The sequence below is a fragment of the Paraburkholderia sp. genome, from assembly GCF_028283785.1.
Classification (GTDB): domain Bacteria; phylum Pseudomonadota; class Gammaproteobacteria; order Burkholderiales; family Burkholderiaceae; genus Paraburkholderia.
Map to the genome: position 1 here is coordinate 35,881 of NZ_JAPWKB010000013.1, position 17,563 is coordinate 53,443.

The 17,563-nt window shown below is 63.6% G+C and carries 15 protein-coding genes; 9 read left to right on the plus strand and 6 right to left on the minus strand.

Going from position 1 to position 17,563, the window contains the following annotated elements:
• The first annotated feature begins 57 nt into the window (after positions 1-57).
• The 4 genes from PW947_RS14250 to mmsB all read left to right on the plus strand — a co-directional run bounded on the left by PW947_RS14250 (position 58) and on the right by mmsB (position 5,612).
• Complete coding sequence (locus PW947_RS14250) at positions 58-1,191, plus strand: acyl-CoA dehydrogenase family protein (protein ID WP_299632982.1); 1,134 nt, start codon at positions 58-60, stop codon at positions 1,189-1,191.
• A 115-nt stretch (positions 1,192-1,306) separates the two neighbouring features.
• Complete coding sequence (locus tag PW947_RS14255; protein WP_299632983.1) at positions 1,307-2,998, plus strand: AMP-binding protein; 1,692 nt, start codon at positions 1,307-1,309, stop codon at positions 2,996-2,998.
• A 126-nt stretch (positions 2,999-3,124) separates the two neighbouring features.
• Positions 3,125-4,678: a CoA-acylating methylmalonate-semialdehyde dehydrogenase gene (locus PW947_RS14260; protein ID WP_299632984.1), complete on the plus strand. Its 1,554-nt coding sequence runs from the start codon at positions 3,125-3,127 to the stop codon at positions 4,676-4,678.
• 40 nt (positions 4,679-4,718) lie between these two features.
• Positions 4,719-5,612 (plus strand): 3-hydroxyisobutyrate dehydrogenase, encoded by an 894-nt coding sequence (gene mmsB, locus PW947_RS14265; RefSeq protein WP_299632985.1) that lies wholly within the window; start codon positions 4,719-4,721, stop codon positions 5,610-5,612.
• A gap of 74 nt (positions 5,613-5,686) precedes the next feature.
• Here mmsB and PW947_RS14270 read toward each other — a convergent pair whose 3' ends face one another.
• From PW947_RS14270 to PW947_RS14280, 3 genes are all read right to left on the minus strand, one after another.
• Positions 5,687-6,955: an MFS transporter gene (locus PW947_RS14270; protein WP_299632986.1), complete on the minus strand. Its 1,269-nt coding sequence runs from the start codon at positions 6,953-6,955 to the stop codon at positions 5,687-5,689.
• A gap of 116 nt (positions 6,956-7,071) precedes the next feature.
• Positions 7,072-7,896 (minus strand): siderophore-interacting protein, encoded by an 825-nt coding sequence (locus tag PW947_RS14275; RefSeq protein ID WP_299632987.1) that lies wholly within the window; start codon positions 7,894-7,896, stop codon positions 7,072-7,074.
• Between the two features lie 185 nt (positions 7,897-8,081).
• Positions 8,082-8,798, minus strand: a complete 717-nt coding sequence (locus tag PW947_RS14280; protein WP_299632988.1) for a PadR family transcriptional regulator — start codon at positions 8,796-8,798, stop codon at positions 8,082-8,084.
• A 232-nt stretch (positions 8,799-9,030) separates the two neighbouring features.
• On the opposite strand from PW947_RS14280, the gene PW947_RS14285 reads away from it, so the two are divergent.
• Positions 9,031-9,915, plus strand: coding sequence for an NmrA family NAD(P)-binding protein (locus PW947_RS14285; protein WP_299632989.1), 885 nt, complete (start codon positions 9,031-9,033; stop codon positions 9,913-9,915).
• A gap of 98 nt (positions 9,916-10,013) precedes the next feature.
• Here PW947_RS14285 and PW947_RS14290 read toward each other — a convergent pair whose 3' ends face one another.
• Positions 10,014-10,928, minus strand: coding sequence for a glutaminase (locus tag PW947_RS14290; protein WP_299632990.1), 915 nt, complete (start codon positions 10,926-10,928; stop codon positions 10,014-10,016).
• A gap of 172 nt (positions 10,929-11,100) precedes the next feature.
• Here PW947_RS14290 and PW947_RS14295 point away from each other — a divergent pair, with 172 nt between their 5' ends.
• Positions 11,101-11,907, plus strand: a complete 807-nt coding sequence (locus PW947_RS14295) for a helix-turn-helix transcriptional regulator (protein WP_299632991.1) — start codon at positions 11,101-11,103, stop codon at positions 11,905-11,907.
• 52 nt (positions 11,908-11,959) lie between these two features.
• Here the strand turns inward: PW947_RS14295 and PW947_RS14300 are convergent, their stop codons facing one another.
• A complete protein-coding gene (locus PW947_RS14300; protein WP_299632992.1) occupies positions 11,960-13,555 on the minus strand; it encodes a DHA2 family efflux MFS transporter permease subunit in 1,596 nt (531 codons plus the stop codon).
• 260 nt (positions 13,556-13,815) lie between these two features.
• On the opposite strand from PW947_RS14300, the gene PW947_RS14305 reads away from it, so the two are divergent.
• From PW947_RS14305 to PW947_RS14315, 3 genes are all read left to right on the plus strand, one after another.
• The gene (locus PW947_RS14305) at positions 13,816-14,487 is read left to right on the plus strand and encodes a dienelactone hydrolase family protein (RefSeq protein WP_299632993.1); all 672 of its coding nucleotides are present in this window, start codon (positions 13,816-13,818) and stop codon (positions 14,485-14,487) included.
• A gap of 248 nt (positions 14,488-14,735) precedes the next feature.
• The gene (locus tag PW947_RS14310) at positions 14,736-15,788 is read left to right on the plus strand and encodes a rod shape-determining protein (protein WP_299632994.1); all 1,053 of its coding nucleotides are present in this window, start codon (positions 14,736-14,738) and stop codon (positions 15,786-15,788) included.
• A gap of 331 nt (positions 15,789-16,119) precedes the next feature.
• Positions 16,120-16,905 (plus strand): alpha/beta hydrolase, encoded by a 786-nt coding sequence (locus PW947_RS14315; protein ID WP_299632995.1) that lies wholly within the window; start codon positions 16,120-16,122, stop codon positions 16,903-16,905.
• 67 nt (positions 16,906-16,972) lie between these two features.
• Here the strand turns inward: PW947_RS14315 and PW947_RS14320 are convergent, their stop codons facing one another.
• Positions 16,973-17,374 (minus strand): hypothetical protein, encoded by a 402-nt coding sequence (locus tag PW947_RS14320; RefSeq protein ID WP_299632996.1) that lies wholly within the window; start codon positions 17,372-17,374, stop codon positions 16,973-16,975.
• Between the last annotated feature and the right edge of the window lie 189 nt (positions 17,375-17,563).

Below are 17,563 nucleotides of genomic sequence, written 5' to 3' on the forward strand. Positions count from 1 at the left end.
CCCACGCACCCGCTCGCAACGCGCGAGCCACTCGCAACGGCACAACGAGGCACGCAGATGGACGACTTCTACACAGACGACCAACGGATGATCCGCGACGCCGCGCGCGACTTCTCCACCGAACAGCTCGCGCCGCATGCCGGTCAGTGGGACAAAGACGCGCAACTTCCCGCCGAGGTCGTCAGGCAACTCGGCGAACTCGGCTTTCTCGGCATGATCGTGCCCGCGGAATGGGGCGGTTCCTACACCGATTACGTCGCCTACGCGCTCGCGCTGGAGGAAATCGCCGCCGGTTGCGCGTCGTGCGCGACCTTGATGAGCGTGCACAACTCGGTCGGCTGCGGGCCGATCCTCAAATACGGCACGCCCGAGCAGAAAGACCGCTACCTGCACGATCTCGCCGCGGGCAAGACCATTGGCGCGTTTTGCCTGACCGAGCCGCAAGCAGGATCGGAGGCGAACAACCTGCGCACCCGCGCCGAACTGCGCGACGGCAAATGGGTGATCAACGGCAGCAAACAGTTCGTGACGAACGGCGCGCGCGCGAATATCGCGATCGTGTTCGCGGTGACCGACCCGGATCTCGGCAAGCGCGGCATCTCGGCTTTTATCGTCCCTACGGATACGCCCGGATTCAATGTCGGGCCGCCCGAGCACAAGATGGGCATCCGCGCGTCCGATACCTGTCCGATCACCTTCGACGAGTGTGCGATTCCCGAAGCGAATCTGCTCGGCGCACGCGGCGAAGGCTTGCGGATCGCGCTGTCGAATCTGGAAGGCGGGCGCATCGGCATCGCGGCGCAGGCGTTGGGTATCGCGCGCGCGGCGTTCGACGCGGCGCGTCAGTATGCGAGCGAACGTGTGCAGTTCGGCAAACCGTTGCGCGAGCATCAATCGGTTGCGAACATGCTCGCGGATATGGCCACGCGGATCAACGCCGCGCGTTTGCTGATCCATCACGCGGCGAAGTTGCGCAGCGCGGACAAGGCGTGTCTGTCCGAGGCGTCGCAGGCGAAGCTGTTCGCATCGGAACTCGCCGAAGAAGTGTGCTCGAATGCGATCCAGATTCACGGCGGTTACGGTTATCTTCAGGACTACGCGGTAGAGCGGCATTACCGCGATGCACGCATCACGCAGATTTACGAAGGCACCAGCGAAATCCAGAGAATGCTGATCGCGCGGCACGTTTGAGCGCAAAATAAAAAGCGGTAAAGAGACGCCGCAACGAAGCGCCGCGACACACGGCGCGAGACACGCGACGTCATCACCAGCAGCGCGCGACACGCGCCGACATGGAGACGAGACGATGACTGCAGCGAAAAGCTTTTTCGACGCGCGCGATCTGCTATTGCGCCATCGCACCGATTACGAGCGCGCGTATCGCGAGTTTGCGTGGCCGGCGCTCGATCAGTTCAACTGGGCGCTCGATTACTTCGACGTGATTGCGCAACGCAACGACGCGCCCGCGCTCTGGATCGTCGATGCGCCCGACTCGCCCGGACTGAAGCTGTCGTATGCGCAGATGAGCGAGCGCTCGGCGCGCATGGCGAATTTCCTGCGCGGCGCAGGCGTCGCACGTGGCGACCGGCTGTTGCTGATGCTGCCGAATCGCGTCGAACTGTGGGACGTGATGCTCGCCGCGATGAAACTCGGCGCGGTCGTGTTGCCCGCCACCACCCAGCTGTCCGCTGACGACGTGCGCGATCGTGTGCAGATCGGCGGCGCGAATGTCGTGATCGTCGATAGCGTGGAGACGGCGAAATTCGACACGCTCGATATTCCGTTGACGCGAATCTCGGTCGGCGCGCCGCGCGAAGGGTGGCTCGACATTGCGGACGCGTACGATGCGTCGCCCGATTTCACGCCCGACGCTCCGACCCGCGCCACCGATCCGCTGCTGCTGTATTTCACGTCCGGCACCACGTCCAAACCCAAGCTCGTCGAGCACACGCATCAGAGCTATCCGGTCGGGCATCTGTCCACGATGTACTGGATCGGCCTGAAACCCGGCGATATTCACTGGAACATCAGTTCGCCCGGCTGGGCGAAGCACGCATGGAGCTGCTTCTACGCGCCGTGGAATGCGCAAGCATGCGTGTTCGTTTTCAACTTCGCGCGCTTCGTGCCGAAAGACACGCTCGACGTGCTGATCCGCTTCAACGTAACGACTTTATGCGCGCCACCGACGGTCTGGCGAATGCTTGTCCAGGAACCGCTCGCCGAGTATCCGGTGAAGCTGCGTGAGATCGTCGGTGCGGGCGAACCGCTGAATCCGGAGATCATCGAGCGCGTGCGGCATGCGTGGAATATTACGATTCGCGACGGCTACGGACAAACCGAAACCACCTGCCAGATCGGCAATTCGCCGGGGCAGCCGGTCGTGCCGGGCTCGATGGGCCGGCCGTTGCCCGGCTACACGATCGAACTGGTCGACGCCGACGATCAGCCCGTGGAAGAAGGCGAGATCGCGTTGTCGCTTGCGCACCGGCCGCTCGGCCTGATGACCGGCTACGCGAACAACGCGGATGCCAGCGCGTATGCGATGCGCAACGGCTATTACCGCACCTCGGATGTGGCGATGCGTCGCGATGACGGCTACTTCGTCTACGTCGGTCGCGCGGACGACGTGTTCAAGTCGTCCGATTATCGATTGAGCCCGTTCGAGCTGGAGAGCGTGCTGATCGAGCATGAAGCGATTGCCGAAGCCGCCGTCGTGCCGAGTGCGGATGCGCTGCGTTTGTCCGTGCCCAAAGCGTTCGTCACGGTGCGCAACGGCTACGAAGCCGGTCCCGAGCTGGCGCGCAGCGTGTTTCGTTTTTCCCGCGACAAGCTCGCGCCGTACAAGCGGATTCGCCGTCTGCAATTCAGCGATCTGCCCAAAACCATTTCCGGAAAAATCCGCCGTGTCGAATTGCGGCGTCGCGAGGAAAGCCGCGACGCGGAACCGGCGCGCCTGCCCGGCGAGTACTGGGAAGAGGATTTTCCCGATCTACGTTGATCCATGCGTTTTTCGCATGCGTGCATGGCAACGCATGCACGCATGAATCGCAGCGGAAACATGGGCTTTTCAATTGTCTTCGTCACTGTCCGGCCATCACGAGGCCACTGCACAGGAGCAACCGCAATGAGCGCAATTCCTTCGAGCATCGCCGGCCGTCCGGCGGCTGCATCCGTCTCCGCCGACGCACCGACCGTCAAGCTGCTGATCGACGGCGCGTTCGTCGAATCGACGACCGACGAATGGCGCGAGATCGTCAATCCGGCGACGCAGGAGGTACTGGCGCGGGTGCCGTTCGCGCGCGTCGAAGAAGTGGACGCAGCGGTGCGTGCCGCACATGCCGCGTTCGCCACGTGGAAAACCACACCGATCGGCGCACGGATGCGGATCATGCTGAGGTTTCAGGCGTTGATTCGCGAACACATGCCGCGCATCGCGAAGACGCTGACGGCGGAGCAGGGCAAGACGATCCCCGATGCCGAAGGCGATATCTTTCGCGGTCTAGAAGTGGTCGAACATGCGTGTTCGATCGGCACGTTGCAGCAAGGCGAATTCGCGGAAAACGTCGCGGGCGGCGTGGACACCTATACGCTGCGCCAACCGATCGGTGTGTGCGCGGGCATTACGCCGTTCAATTTCCCCGCGATGATTCCGCTATGGATGTTTCCGATGGCGATCGTCTGCGGCAACACGTTCGTGCTGAAACCGTCGGAGCAGGATCCGCTTTCGACGATGCAACTCGTCGAACTGGCGCTCGAGGCGGGCGTGCCGAAAGGGGTGCTGAACGTGGTTCACGGCGGCAAGGAAGTCGTCGATGCAATCTGCACGCACGAACTGGTGAAGGCGATTTCGTTCGTCGGCTCGACGGCCGTGGGCACGCACGTCTACCGGCTCGGCAGCGAGCACGGCAAGCGCGTGCAATCGATGATGGGCGCAAAGAATCATGCGGTCGTGTTGCCCGACGCGAATCGCGAGCAGGCGCTCAACGCGCTCGTCGGCGCGGGCTTCGGCGCGGCGGGACAGCGCTGCATGGCGACCTCGGTGGTGGTGATGGTGGGCGCGTCGAAAGAGTGGTTGCCGGATCTCGTGAACAAGGCGAAAACGCTGAAGATCAACGCCGGCCACGAAGCGGGCACCGACGTCGGCCCGTTGGTATCGCGCGCGGCGAAGCAACGGGTGCTCGGCCTGATCGACTCGGGCGTGAAGGCCGGCGCGACGCTCGCGCTCGACGGTCGCGACGTCGCCGTGCCCGGCTATGAAGCGGGCAATTTCATCGGCCCGACGATCTTCTCCGACGTCTCGACCGAGATGGAAATCTATCGCACCGAAATTTTCGGACCGGTGCTGCTGATCGTCGAAGTCCCGACGCTCGACGCCGCGATCGAACTCGTCAATCGCAATCCGTTCGGTAACGGCGTGGGTTTGTTTACGCAGAGCGGCGCGGCGGCGCGCAAATTCCAGAGCGAAATCGATATCGGCCAGGTGGGGATCAACATTCCGATTCCGGTGCCGGTGCCGTTTTTCAGCTTCACGGGTTCGCGCGGCTCGAAGCTCGGCGATCTCGGTCCGTACGGCAAACAGGTCGTGCAGTTTTACACGCAGACCAAAACCGTCACCGCGCGCTGGTTCGACGACGCGACCGTGAACGACGGCGTCAACACGACGATCAGTCTGCGCTGAAACTGGCGTTCAACCACGCGTAACGACCCGGAGACGAGATATGAAAATCGGTTTCATCGGACTCGGCAACATGGGCGCACCGATGGCGCTCAACCTGCTCAAGGCCGGTCATGCGGTCAATGTATTCGACCTGAATCCGCAGGCCGTGCAAACGCTGGTCGATGCGGGCGCGACGGCGTCGGCGTCGCCGAAAACGGCCGCAACGGATGTCGAATGCGTGGTCACGATGCTGCCCGCCGCGGCGCATGTGCGCGCCGTCCTGAGCGGCGACGACGGCGTGCTGGCCGGGATTGCACGCGGCGTGCCGATCATCGATTCGAGCACGATCGATCCGGCGACCGTCAAGGCATGCGCCGAACTGGCCGCGCCGCACGGCAACGCGTTCGTCGATGCGCCGGTGTCGGGTGGCACGGGCGGCGCGGCGGCGGGCACGCTGACCTTTATGGTCGGCGGCAGCGCGGAGGTCTACGAGCAGGTGAAAACGGTGTTGTCGGCGATGGGCAAGAATATCGTCCATTGCGGCGATACGGGCACGGGTCAGGTCGCGAAAATCTGCAATAACCTCGTGCTCGGCATCACGATGGCCGGCGTCGCCGAAGCGATGTCGCTGGGGGAAAAGCTCGGCATCGATCCGAAGGTTTTGGGCGGCATCATCAATACATCGACCGGCCGCTGCTGGAGCGCGGACACGTACAACCCGTTCCCCGGCGTGATCGAAACCGCGCCGTCCACGCGCGGCTATAGCGGCGGATTCGGCACGGACCTGATGCTGAAGGATCTCGGTCTCGCCACCGACGCCGCGAAATCGGTGCGGCAACCGGTGTATCTGGGCGCGCTCGCGCAGCAGCTTTATCAGACCATGAGCACGCAGGGCGCGGGCCGTCTGGATTTTTCGGCGGTGATCCGGTTGTACCGGCACGACGGCGACGCGTAGCGCCGCACGGGCGAAGCGTATTGGGTATGACGTATTGCGGAATGCGCGTGGTGACGTGATGCGTCGCCGGGCGATTACGCTTCGCTCGCCTGCGCGCCGTGCGCATTCGCGTCGGCGGCCGGCGGCGTCGTATTGCGAGCCGCCGCCGGGCTCACGCGTCCCACCCACGCGATCGCCGCCATCGCCACCGCGACCGCCACCCATCCGACCGTGCCGAAACCGGCGAGGCGGCCGTCTGGCGCGTTGGTCAGCATCAGGCCACCCAACCATGCACCGGTGCCCGTGCCGAGCGCCTGCAGCGCGCTGTTCGCGCTCAGGAACGCGCCGCGTCGCGCGGGTTCGGGAACCGTCGTGAGGAGTGTCTGCATCGGCACCATCCGGCCGGACATGCAGATCATGAAGCACGGGAAAAACACCAGCAACACGACGAACGGCACGTTCGGCAAATGCGTGACGAACAGCACAGGTAACGCCGAAAGCAGGACCGCGACGCGGAAAATGCGTTTGGGCCCGAAGCGGTCCGCCAGCCTGCCGACCGCGCGCGACGTAAAGAAAGTCGCTGCGCCGCCGCCCATGTAAAGCCACGATAACTGCGCGGGCGCGACACCATGATTCGCGACGAGGATCGGCGCGATGAACGGAATCACCATCATGTGCGAAATCATCATCAGGAACGTTAGCGCGAATGCGTTCAGGTGACGCGGATTCGCGATCAGACGCCCGAGGTCGGGCATGACTTCGCGCAACGGCGGCGGGCGTCGCGCGAGATGTTCGGTCAGCGACGGCACGATATGCTGGCCGCCGAACCAGATCGCGACGGACAGCACGACCAGCAACGCGAACGGTGCGGCCCAGCCGAAATGCGCGCCGAGCAGCACACCGGCCGGCACACCGGCGATTGCCGCGAGCGAGAACGCCGTCATGATCGTGCCGGTTGCGGCGCCGCGCCGGTTGACCGGAATCACGTCGCCGACGATCGCCATCACGACCGAGCCCAGCACGCCGCCGCTGATGCCGGCGAACGCGCGAGCCGCGAGCAGCATCGGATAGTTGCCGGACACGGCGCACGCGAGATTCGACAGCGCGAAGAGGGCATAGACCGCAAGCAGCAGACGACGCCGGTCGAAGCGGTCGATATAGGTCGCGGCGAGCAGGCCGGAGATCCCCGAGCACCACGAATACGTCGATACGGCCGTCGCGAACTTGATGGGCGTGATCGAAAACGCATGCATGATCTGCGGACCCAGCGGCATCATCACCATGAAATCCATGATGACGGTGAACTGGGTCAGCGCGAGCAGCCACAACAGACGGCGTTCGCGTGAAGGATTGAGTGCGTACATCCGGAACCTTGAGAAGAGGCCGTTCTGCTGAATGACGCCGCATGCATGCGGCGTGGTTTGCGATTTCGATGCCTGTTTCAACGCATTCTATGAGCTGCGGCGATGATTCTCGACGTTCAGTCGTTCAGCGTTTCGTGAACCGCGATATCGCCTTGCTTCCAGTAGCTCGCCGCGCGAATGCGCGACTTGTCGATGCCGCGCTCGCCGGCGAGATGCTGGCGCACCGCCTTGATCGTCGACGATTCGCCGGCCGCCCACACGTAACCGTCGCCTTCGGGCAGTTCGGTTTCTCGGACCGCTTGCAGCATCGCCGCGCCGCGTTCGGCGTCGACGCCGGAGCGATAGCACCACACCGCGTGCAGATTGGCTTGCGTGTCGAATTCCATTTTCGCGGATTCGTCGGCGACTTCGATCACGGCCAGTACGCGCGCGCCTGCGGGCAGTTCGTCGAGGCGTCGTGCGATGGCGGGCAAGGCCGTTTCATCGCCGATCAGCAGATGCCAGTCGAAACCGGTCGGAATCACCATCGACCCGCGCGGACCGCCGACGCCGAGGAACTGGCCGACCTTTGCCTGCGCAGCCCAGGTCGCGGCCGGTCCCGCTTCGTGCATCGCGAATTCGATGTCGAGTTCGCGCGTGTCGCGATCATAGCGGCGCGGCGTGAAATCGCGGGCGACCGGGCGTTTGCCTTCGGCGAACACGGGACCGTCGGGCCCGGCGGTCGGCAGCGTCGGCTTGTCCTGGCCGGGTTCGGGGAAAAACACCTTCACGTGATCGTCGAACGACGCCGACACGAAGTCCTGCAGGTCTTCGCCGGTGAACGTGATACGCAGCAGATGCGGCGTCAACGGTTCGACGCGCGCCACTTGCAGCAGACGGAATTTGAGCGGATGACGCACGCGCGTCACGGCGAGTTCAGGCTTGTTCGAATTGCTTTGCATGAATGCGTGTCCTTTGAAATCGTTGGCTTTACGGCGATTCGTGTCCGTGGGGCGGCGGCTGCTGCGGTGCGTGCCGCGCCGTTGTTATGTCTGTTCAATGCAAGATCCGGCGTGAACTTCATAGCCTACGCCAGCTTGCATGCGTCGCGCGCATGCATGCGTGTAGCGCATGCATGGCGGAAGGATCAGTTGCCGGCGTCGGGTGCCGCGTTGGTTGCGGCGTCCGGGCCTGCGTCGACCGCTTCGATTTCCTGCGCGGCGCGCGCCAGAATGCCGGCGATACGGCGCTGTTCGTCGGCCGATGCGTTGTCGCGTTTCAGCATTGCGCGCTTCAACGCGCGACGCGCTTCGGTCAGCTCCGGCAACCAGCCGCCCTGGCTGATGTCCGCCGGTTCTTCGCCGGCAAACGCGCGACGCACCATGTCCATCTTGCGGGCGATATGGTTGATCCGCGCGAACATCAGATCGACGCGTTCGCGATTACTTTGCAGATACTCGCGCCCTGTGTCGGACAGTGCATAGCGTTTGCGGTTGCCTTCGAGTTGAACCGTCACGAAACCGAGTTCTTCGAGGTAGGTCAGCGCGGGATAGACCATGCCGGGGCTCGGCGCGTAAAAGCCGTTCGAGCGCGCTTCGAGTGCCTTGATCAGTTCGTAGCCGTGGCTCGGCTGCGCTTCGAGCAGACTGAGCAGCATCAGTTGCAGGTCTTCCGAGCTGAATTTGCGACCGCGCGGCATGCCGTCGCCTTCGCCGAAACCGCCGGGACCGCCGCCGAAACGGCCGCCGCCTTCACCGCGCGGGCCGCCGCCATGGCGATGACGGCCAATGGCATGCCACAACGCGTGCATTGGATGATGGGCGCCGCTGTGCGGCGTGCGGCCTGCTTTGGAATGATGTCGCATGAGTGGAACTCCGTTCGAGTCGTAAGATGCATCTTAAGATATATATCTTAAGAGTGTTTGTCAAACCCGATTTCGTGACTTTCGTGACGGCGGCGTCGTCGAAAGTGCATTAATGCATGACGTTATGTCATGAATGAAATGACACTCATGCTCTCGTGAAATCACCGATGCCCATCCAGAATGCACTTCACCCGCAGCGCTTTCCGCTGCACGAAAACCAGGAGTGAAGATCATGTTTGCAATTTCAGGTGTGACAGGACAGGTCGGCGGTGCGGCAGCCCGTGCGTTGCTCGCGGCAGGGCATCCGGTGCGCGCGATCGTTCGCGACGAAAGCAAGGCCGCGCCGTGGCGTGCGTTGGGGGCCGAGATCGCGGTGGCGTCGGTGCAAGACACGGAGGCGTTGACCGCCGCGTTCGCCGGCACGGAAGGCGTATTCGCGATGATTCCGCCGGATTTCGCGCCCAGCCGCGAATTTCCGGGCGCGCGGATCGCCGCGTCGTCGATCGTGCGGGCGTTGATGGCGGCGAAACCTTCGAAGATGGTGGCGCTGTCGTCGATTGGCGGTCATCGCGAATCGGGGCTTGGACTGATCACGCAAGTGCGGCTGTTCGAGGATGCGCTGGCGCACGCGGCCATGCCGACTGCAATTCTGCGTCCGGCGTGGTTTATGGAAAACTCGGTGTGGGACATCGCGCCGGCACAGGAAACGGGGATCATGTCGAGCTTTCTGCAACCGCTCGACCAGCCGTTTCCCATGATCGCGACCGACGATATCGGCAAGGTGATTGCGCAGACGCTGACGCAAACGTGGCAGGGACGGCGGGTGATCGAGATCGATGGGCCGCAGCGTTATACGCAGCATGAAATCGCGGCGTTGCTTGGCGGTGTGCTGGGCCGCAAGGTCACCGCGCAACCGGTGCCGCGCGATCAGTGGGAGGCAATTTTCCGTGCACAGGGCACCGACTGGCCGACACCGCGCATCGAGATGATCGATGGGTTCAATCGCGGCTGGATCGAGTTCGAAGCGTTCGGCGTCAACGAGCGCGTAACGGGTACCACGCGCTATGAGACGGTGCTTGCGCAACTGGCCGAGCGCGTTGCCGTGAGCGCGGCCTGACGACCGGGTGGGGCGTGCTGCATGTGCCGCGCATGTCGCGAGCGTGGCATGCGCGGCACGCATGCGAAGATCGATGCATGCGCGTAGCGCATGCGAACTCAGAAGATCGACTGCCCTGTATACGTGGTCAACCATTCCAGCGCCAGCACGCCGGCCAGCGAATTGCCGTTGCTGTCGAGCGCCGGCGACCACACGCAGACCGCCATTTCCCCCGGCAGCACCGCAACGATCCCACCGCCGACCCCGCTTTTCGCCGGCAATCCAACCCGAAACACGAAATCGCCCGCCGCATCGTAGGTGCCGCAGGTCAGCATCAGCGCGGACAATCGCTTGGTCGAACTGCTGTCGAGAATCCGTTCGCCGCTGACGGGCGCAATACCGCCATTGCTCAGAAACAGCGCCGCACGCGCGACTTCGACGCAACTCATCGAAATGGCGCACTGCCGGCAATACGCATCCACCACCGACTCCGGCGGCATTTCCAGATTGCCGAAGCTAGCCATGAAGTGCGCCATCGCCCGATTGCGGTGCGCATGACGCAGCTCCGATTGCGCTACACGCAGGTCGTAATCGATGCCCGGGTCGCCCGTAAGCCGCTGCATGAACTGGACGAGTGCGTTTTCCGCATGCGCAAAACGGCGGCACAGCACGTCGGTCACGACCAGTGCGCCCGCATTGATAAACGGATTGCGCGGCTTGCCGTGTTCGGCTTCGAGTTGGACCAGCGAATTAAAGGCCGTCCCCGACGGCTCACGTCCCACGCGTTCCCACAGCGCGTCGCCGAGCAGGCGAAACGCGAGCGTGCAAGCGAACAGTTTGGAAATGCTCTGGATCGAGAAGCGCGTGTCGGCCTGACCGGTGCGGAAAACCTCGCCGGTCGGCGTGACGATCGCCATGCCGAAGCTGTCGGCGGGGACGTTCGCCAGTTCGGGAATATAGTCGGCCACGCGGCCCGTGCCGAGATACGGCTGCAGGTCGCGGTGGATCTGGTCGAGGATTTGGGCGTAGTTCATCGCGGGCACCGTTGAGGCGTCGATTCTAGCAATCAATCTGGCACGAATTGACGCTGCGCGACTGTCCATGCGCGCGGACCGTCGCAGCGTGGCCGGAAACCGGAGCTGCAGGCTAAAAATTGCCTATGCTAATCTGGACTGTTTTCGAACCTGACAGGGCAAAACGGACAGCATGACGACCCCTTTCGACCCGAATGCGGATTCGCGTCCGGTTTTCGTCGTTGCCGGACGCCATACGTCGCTCGATGAAACAGCGCATTCCGCTCGTCACGTGCGGCTGATTTATGCGCGCGAAGGGGTGTTGACGGTGTGCAACGAAACCGGTCGTTGGGTCGCGCCGCCGGGTTATGCGGTGTGGGTGTTGCCGGGTCTGGCGTACCGGCTGGTGGCCAGCGGGCCGGTGGCGTGGCAGTCGCTTTATCTCGATCCGGAGAAAATGGAGGGTGCGGTTTGCGCATCGGTTTTGCCCGCGCAAGCGTGCGTCGTGAAGGTGGATCGACTGGTCGATGCGCTGCTTGAGGCCGCAACCGATCCGTCGCCCGGCAGCGGGGCGGCGCATCCCATGGACGACGGCTCGAACGAGCCCGACGATGCGCACGCCCGACTGATGCAGGTGCTGCTCGACCGTTTGTCCACGCTCGACATCGCACCGTTGGGTTTGAACTGGCCGCGTGATCCGCGCAGCCGCCTGATCGCGGATGCGCTGTGCGGTGATCCGGCGCAGCAGACTGTGCTCGACGCGCTTGCCGCGTCGGCGGGCGTGGCCGCGCGGACGGCGGCGCGGTTGTTCGTCCGAGAGACGGGATTGACGTTCGGGCAGTGGCGGCAGCAGTGGCGTCTGTTGATCGCGCTGGAGCGGCTGGGGCGGGGCGCGAGTGTGGCGCAGGTTGCCGCCGGGGTCGGCTATAGCGACGTGTCGTCGTTTATCGCGGTGTTCCGCGAGGCGATGCGCGAAACGCCCGCGAGATTCTTCCGCTGACGCGTCGCGCGTGACGGTGTCGCCCCGATGACGGGGCGACACGAAACGGTCCTCAGTGCGCGCCCGCCGCGCCGCCACCGCCGCCCTTCGACGGCTTGGTGATCCAAATCAGCGGAATGATCATCACGAAGATGATCGCGGACACATAGAAAATGTCGTTCAGGCCGAGCATCGCGGCTTGCGTATTCAGCTGGAAATCGAACAGCGCATGCGCCGACGACGTGTTCATATGCAACAACGATTTCGTCGCCTCGATGCTCTGGTTGAACACCGGGTTGTTGACGTTCGCCTGCTCGGTCAGTCGCTCATGGTGCAGCACCGTGCGGTTGTTCCACGCATTGCCCGCCAGCGACGTCCCGACCGCGCCGCAGAACACCCGAGCGAAGTTCGACAGACCCGCTGCAGCCGGAATCTTGTTCGGCGGTTGTCCCGACAGGATGATCGCGGTCAGCGGCACGAAGAACAGCGCCATCGGAATGCCTTGCAGCAGGGTGGGCATCACCAGATGGAACGTGTCGATTTCGATCACGTACAACGACCGCATATAAAACACGATCGCGAATCCGATAAACGCCACGGTCGCAATTATCCGCGCGTCCGATCGCGGCAAGACGCGCCCGAGCACGGGTGCGAGCAGCACCGCGAATATGCCGAGCGGTGCCGTCACCAGACCCGCATCGACCGAGCGGTAGCCGAGATACTCCTGCATCCATTGCGGCAGTAACACCAGATTGCCGAAGAACACGCCGTAGGCGACGGAAATCGCAATCGTGCCGCCCAGAAAATTGCGTTGCGTAAACAGCCGCAAATCGACGATCGGATTCTCTTCGGTCAATTCCCATATCAGGAAAAACGCAAAGCTGATCAGCGCGACGACGGCCAGAATCACGATCAACGGCGAGTTGAACCAGTCGAGATCCTTGCCTTTGTCGAGCATGATCTGTAACGATGCGACCCACGTGATCAGCAGGCCGAGACCGACGACGTCGATCGGCAGTTTGCGGATCGGCGACTCGCGGGTCCGGTAGATCATCCACGTGACGCCCGCCGCGAAAATGCCGACCGGGATGTTGATGTAGAAGATCCACGACCAGCTATAACTGTCCGTGATCCAGCCGCCGAGCGCGGGTCCGGCGATCGGTCCGACGGTTGCCGTCATCGCCCATAACGCGAGGGCGGTGGACGATTTCTCTTTGGGATACGAGCCGAGCAGAATGGCCTGCGACAACGGAATCAGCGGCCCGGCAACGGCGCCCTGCAGCACCCGCGCGACCAGCAGCACCGGCAGCGTGGGCGCGATCCCGCACAGCCACGACGCCAGTACGAACATCAGGATCGCGCCGACGAACAGCTTGATCTGGCCGAAACGCTGCGTCAGCCAGCCGGTCAGCGGAATCGACACGGCGTTTGCGGCGGCGAACACGGTGATGACCCACGTGCCTTCATCGACGGACACGCCCAGGTTGCCCGAGATGGTCGGAATCGCAACGTTCGCGATCGACGTATCTAGCACGTTCATGAACGTCGCCAGCGCGACCGCAATCGTCGCGAGCACCAGTTGGCCGCCCTGCAACGGCGGCAGCGCGGGCGGCGCGGCAGGCGGTTGCGGCGGTCCGGCCGGCGCGGCGCCGGGATTCGGTTGATTCAAAAGGGTTCTCCAGCAGACAGAAAAGCAAAAGCCGCGTGAGCGGGCGGCGCCGTCGATGGCGCCGCGGCCGAGTGAGGCGTGCGCTGAAAAGGATACCCGGAATCAACGCCGATTGCCTGCGAGCCGCCAACCCGCGCGGGCCTTGCAGCGGTTTCGCGGGACGCTCCGGCCGCGGCTGCAAGGATGGCGGACGTGACGTTTAGCGGCGGGGTATGCTCCCGCCTGTTGACGGCAAGCTTGAGAAAAAAGAGGAAAAGACCATGTCTTGGGAACAGTTCGAACACGGCTGGCGCCTGGCGCCCGCCACCCTTTCCACCGGAGCAGCGGCCAAACCGCGCGCGCTGGTCGTGCTGTTGCACGGCGTCGGCAGCAATGCGCGCGACCTGATGCCGCTCGCCGACATCTGGCGCGAAACCTTGCCCGACGCGGGGTTCGTGTCGCTGAACGGCAGCGAGCCGTTCGACGGCGGTTTCGACGGACGCCAGTGGTTCAGTCTGCGCGACGTCACGCCGGCCAATCGCACCGGACGCGTCGAAGCGGCGTATCCGGCGTTGCTGACCATGCTGCAAAACGAACTTGCGCACTGGCATCTCGGCTTTAGCGAACTCGCGCTGGTCGGGTTCTCGCAAGGCTCGATCATGTCGCTGCATCACGTCGCGACGAATCCGGCGGGCGCAGCCGTGGTCGTCGCGTATTCGGGGCGTCTCGCGTCGCCGGTTGTCGCGCAAAGCCGCACGCCGCTGACGCTGGTGCACGGTGAAGAAGACGCGGTGATTCCGGTGCAGGAAACCGAGCAGGCCGCCATCGCATTCAGCGATGCGGGCTATCCGGTCGAGGCGTACGCATTGCCGGGCATTGGTCACACCATTTCCGGCGACGGCGCGATGCTCGGCCGCGACGCACTTGCGCGCGCATTCAGCGGCGCGGTCTGAAACTGCATTTCGACGCTGGATTTAGGGGTTAAAAGCGGCTCGCCGAAGAATCGGTAAGAAAACAAAACCGCAGAACCCCTAAAGATTTTGTTCGACTTGCCGTTTACAGAGCATTGGCATGACAATCACCCGCGCCGCGCGGGACTCTGTCGGGCCACACAATGGTTCGCAGACAAGCGGTGCAGTCGGGGAATACGCAGTGCCCAACATGCCCAACCGGGCTCATAACGACACACGCAGAATCATTCATGGCGAGACCGAAGCCGCAACATCTTCTTTCCAGGCACCTTGCCCGCCATTCCGTCGCGGTCGATCTCGGCACGGCCAACACGCTCATCTATACGGATGATGGTGGCGTCGTCCTGAATCAACCGTCGGTGGTGTGCTTTCGACGACACGTCGAAGCGGGGCAGACGCGCGTCGCCTCTGTCGGCACCGAAGCGCGTCAGTTGCTCGGGCGCGCGCCGCAAAATCTCGAACCCATCAAGCCGATGCGTCACGGCGTGATCGCCAATTTCTCGGCGGCCGAACAGATGATCCGTCAGTTCATCGCGATGGCGCGTCCCGCGCCGCGCTTCGGCCGGCGGGCAGCCTTCACGATCTGCGTTCCGGCAGGCGCCACGCAGGTGGAGCGCCGCGCGATCCGCGAAGCGGCGTTTGCCGCAGGCGCGGGCACCGTCAACCTGATCGGCGACTCGCTGGCGTCGGCAGTCGGCGCGGGCTTGCCGGTGTCGGCGGCGACGGGTTCGATGGTCGTCGATATCGGCGGCGGCACGACCGAAGTCGGCGTGATCGCGCTCGGCGGCACGGCCTATAGCGGCTCGATCCGCGTCGGCGGCGGCCAGTTCGATACGGCGATCATCAACTACGTGCGCAATCTGTACGGCGTGGTGATCGGCGAGCAAACCGCCGAGCACATGAAGAAAACGCTCGGCACCGCATTGCGCGACGTGCCGCTCGAAACCGGAAAAGCGACCGGCCGCAGCGCCGACGACGGCTTGCCGCGCACGATCGAGCTGACCAATCACGACATCGCCGACGCGATCGATGCGCCGTTGCGTCAGGTGATCGGCGCAATCAAGACCGCGCTCGAAACCGCACCGGCCGAACTCATCACCGATATCGCCACGGCCGGCATTGTGCTGACCGGCGGCGGCGCGTTGCTGAACCATTTGCCGCGTCGTCTGACCGACGAACTCGGCGTGACCGTGCGCATCGCCGACGAACCGCTGACCTGCGCGGTGCGTGGCGCAGGGCAGGCCGCCGAAGCCGGCCTCGTCGATGCATTCGGATTCGACTGAATGGCTCCGTCGATGCATCCGTTTTACCCGGCTTGACCGCGTCGATCGAGCCGGCCGGACTAACCGGACGGACGGTCGGCGAGCCCCGCATTTCATGGGTGGTTAATTGCAACCCAAACTGTGAACAGGTCACACGTTTTATAAATGGCTGTGTGACAATGCCGCCTGGCAATTCCGCATTTTCCTGATCAATCTGACTCTGCTGTCGTGAACGCTGCGCGGTTTGTGCGCGCGGCGGCATCGCTTGCATTCCAATCCCGTGACGTCCTCCCATACTGCTTCCCCCGATTCTCCCTCCGTTTCGACTATCGAACTTACAAGCGGTCTGCGCATGCCTTATGTCGAGGCCGGCGAAGGCGAGCCGCTGCTGTTCGTGCACGGCTCGCTGTGCGATTACCGTTACTGGCAGCCGCAACTCTCCGGGCTGTCGAAGCGCTACCGGTGCATTAGCGTGAGTCTCACGCACTACTGGCCCGTGACGGACACGCAGGAAGGCCTGCCGTTCAGCTGGAGTCAGCATGCCGACGACCTCGCGGAATTTATCGAGCGTTTCGGCGCGGGTCCGATGCACGTGGTCGGGCACTCGCGCGGCGGTTGCGTGGCGTTTCATTTCGCGCGACGCCATGCACAGCATGTGCGCACGCTGACGCTCGCCGATCCCGGCGGCCCGTTGCAGATCGCCGGACGTGCGCCCGCGGCATTGCCCGAACCCGTCAATGCATTGCGCGCACGCGCGGCGCAACTGATCGAAGACGGCGACGTGGATGCCGGTCTGCAACTGTTCGTGGATTCGGTGAGCCGACCTGGCTTCTGGGAGAAAAGCACGACCGGTTTCCGCCGGATGGCGACCGATAACGCGCACACGCTCGCGCGTCAGTTCCGCGATGCGTTGCCTGCGTATGTGCCGGAAGAAGCCGCGGAGATTCGCTGTCCGGTGCTGCTGATAGATGGAGAGAAAAGTCCGCTGATGTTCCGCCGGACGGCCGAAGCGCTGGTGACCTGGTTGCCCGATGCACGCCGCAATACGGTGGCCGGCGCGTCGCACGGAATGAATCTCGCGCATCCGTCGGCGTTCAATCGTTTCGTGGACGAGTTCATCGTCAGCGCGGGCGTGTAGGGTCGGCGTAGCGCACGACGGTGCATCGCCCGGCTGATTTCAGCGCATGGCTGGAACGACCGGGCGGTTAAGCCTTGCGATGCGCATCGGTGTCGAGCGCGCGTTCCGCCGCTTCTCCGACGAGGCCGTGATAGTACAGATGCACGCCGATCGCGAGCGAATCGTGACGGATTTCCTGGAACACCTTCCAGGCTTTCAGCGGATCTTTCAGCAGCAGGTAATGCGCTTCTTCCGCGATCAGACGTGCGGTTTCATGCAGACCATGACCGTGCAGTTTGTCGACGAGCGCGTCGAGGCTGCGATGCGTGCGCGCGTCGGTGCGCGGATACAGCATATGCAGCACCGCGACGTTCTGGCTCTTCAGCGCTGCGGACAACGCGACCACGATGTCCTGGTGATTCAGCGCGGTGACGATACTGTCTTCAGCGTGTTGGTGGTTAGGGAACAGGCTTTCAAGTGATGCGTTCATCGTGTGTTCCTTGTTGTTCTGTTTGAACAAAAAGCCCGCCGTGACAACGGCGGGCCGGTCCAGCGATAACACTACAGCGGTACAGCAACGTGTTTTGCAGGGGAAGCAAACACAGCATCCAGTATCGCAGTTCCCGCGCACCCGCGCTGCACGCCTGCTGCAAAACATTGTTGCGCGATCTTGCATTCC

Excerpts from the sequence above, each read along its gene's own strand:
- PW947_RS14250 (WP_299632982.1), top strand. The coding sequence starts at position 58 with ATGGACGACTTCTACACAGACGACCAACGGATGATCCGCGACGCCGCG.
- PW947_RS14255 (WP_299632983.1), top strand. The coding sequence starts at position 1,307 with ATGACTGCAGCGAAAAGCTTTTTCGACGCGCGCGATCTGCTATTGCGC.
- PW947_RS14260 (WP_299632984.1), top strand. The coding sequence starts at position 3,125 with ATGAGCGCAATTCCTTCGAGCATCGCCGGCCGTCCGGCGGCTGCATCC.
- mmsB (WP_299632985.1), top strand. The coding sequence starts at position 4,719 with ATGAAAATCGGTTTCATCGGACTCGGCAACATGGGCGCACCGATGGCG.
- PW947_RS14270 (WP_299632986.1), bottom strand. The coding sequence starts at position 6,955 with ATGTACGCACTCAATCCTTCACGCGAACGCCGTCTGTTGTGGCTGCTC.
- PW947_RS14275 (WP_299632987.1), bottom strand. The coding sequence starts at position 7,896 with ATGCAAAGCAATTCGAACAAGCCTGAACTCGCCGTGACGCGCGTGCGT.
- PW947_RS14280 (WP_299632988.1), bottom strand. The coding sequence starts at position 8,798 with ATGCGACATCATTCCAAAGCAGGCCGCACGCCGCACAGCGGCGCCCAT.
- PW947_RS14285 (WP_299632989.1), top strand. The coding sequence starts at position 9,031 with ATGTTTGCAATTTCAGGTGTGACAGGACAGGTCGGCGGTGCGGCAGCC.
- PW947_RS14290 (WP_299632990.1), bottom strand. The coding sequence starts at position 10,928 with ATGAACTACGCCCAAATCCTCGACCAGATCCACCGCGACCTGCAGCCG.
- PW947_RS14295 (WP_299632991.1), top strand. The coding sequence starts at position 11,101 with ATGACGACCCCTTTCGACCCGAATGCGGATTCGCGTCCGGTTTTCGTC.
- PW947_RS14305 (WP_299632993.1), top strand. The coding sequence starts at position 13,816 with ATGTCTTGGGAACAGTTCGAACACGGCTGGCGCCTGGCGCCCGCCACC.
- PW947_RS14310 (WP_299632994.1), top strand. The coding sequence starts at position 14,736 with ATGGCGAGACCGAAGCCGCAACATCTTCTTTCCAGGCACCTTGCCCGC.
- PW947_RS14315 (WP_299632995.1), top strand. The coding sequence starts at position 16,120 with ATGCCTTATGTCGAGGCCGGCGAAGGCGAGCCGCTGCTGTTCGTGCAC.
- PW947_RS14320 (WP_299632996.1), bottom strand. The coding sequence starts at position 17,374 with ATGAACGCATCACTTGAAAGCCTGTTCCCTAACCACCAACACGCTGAA.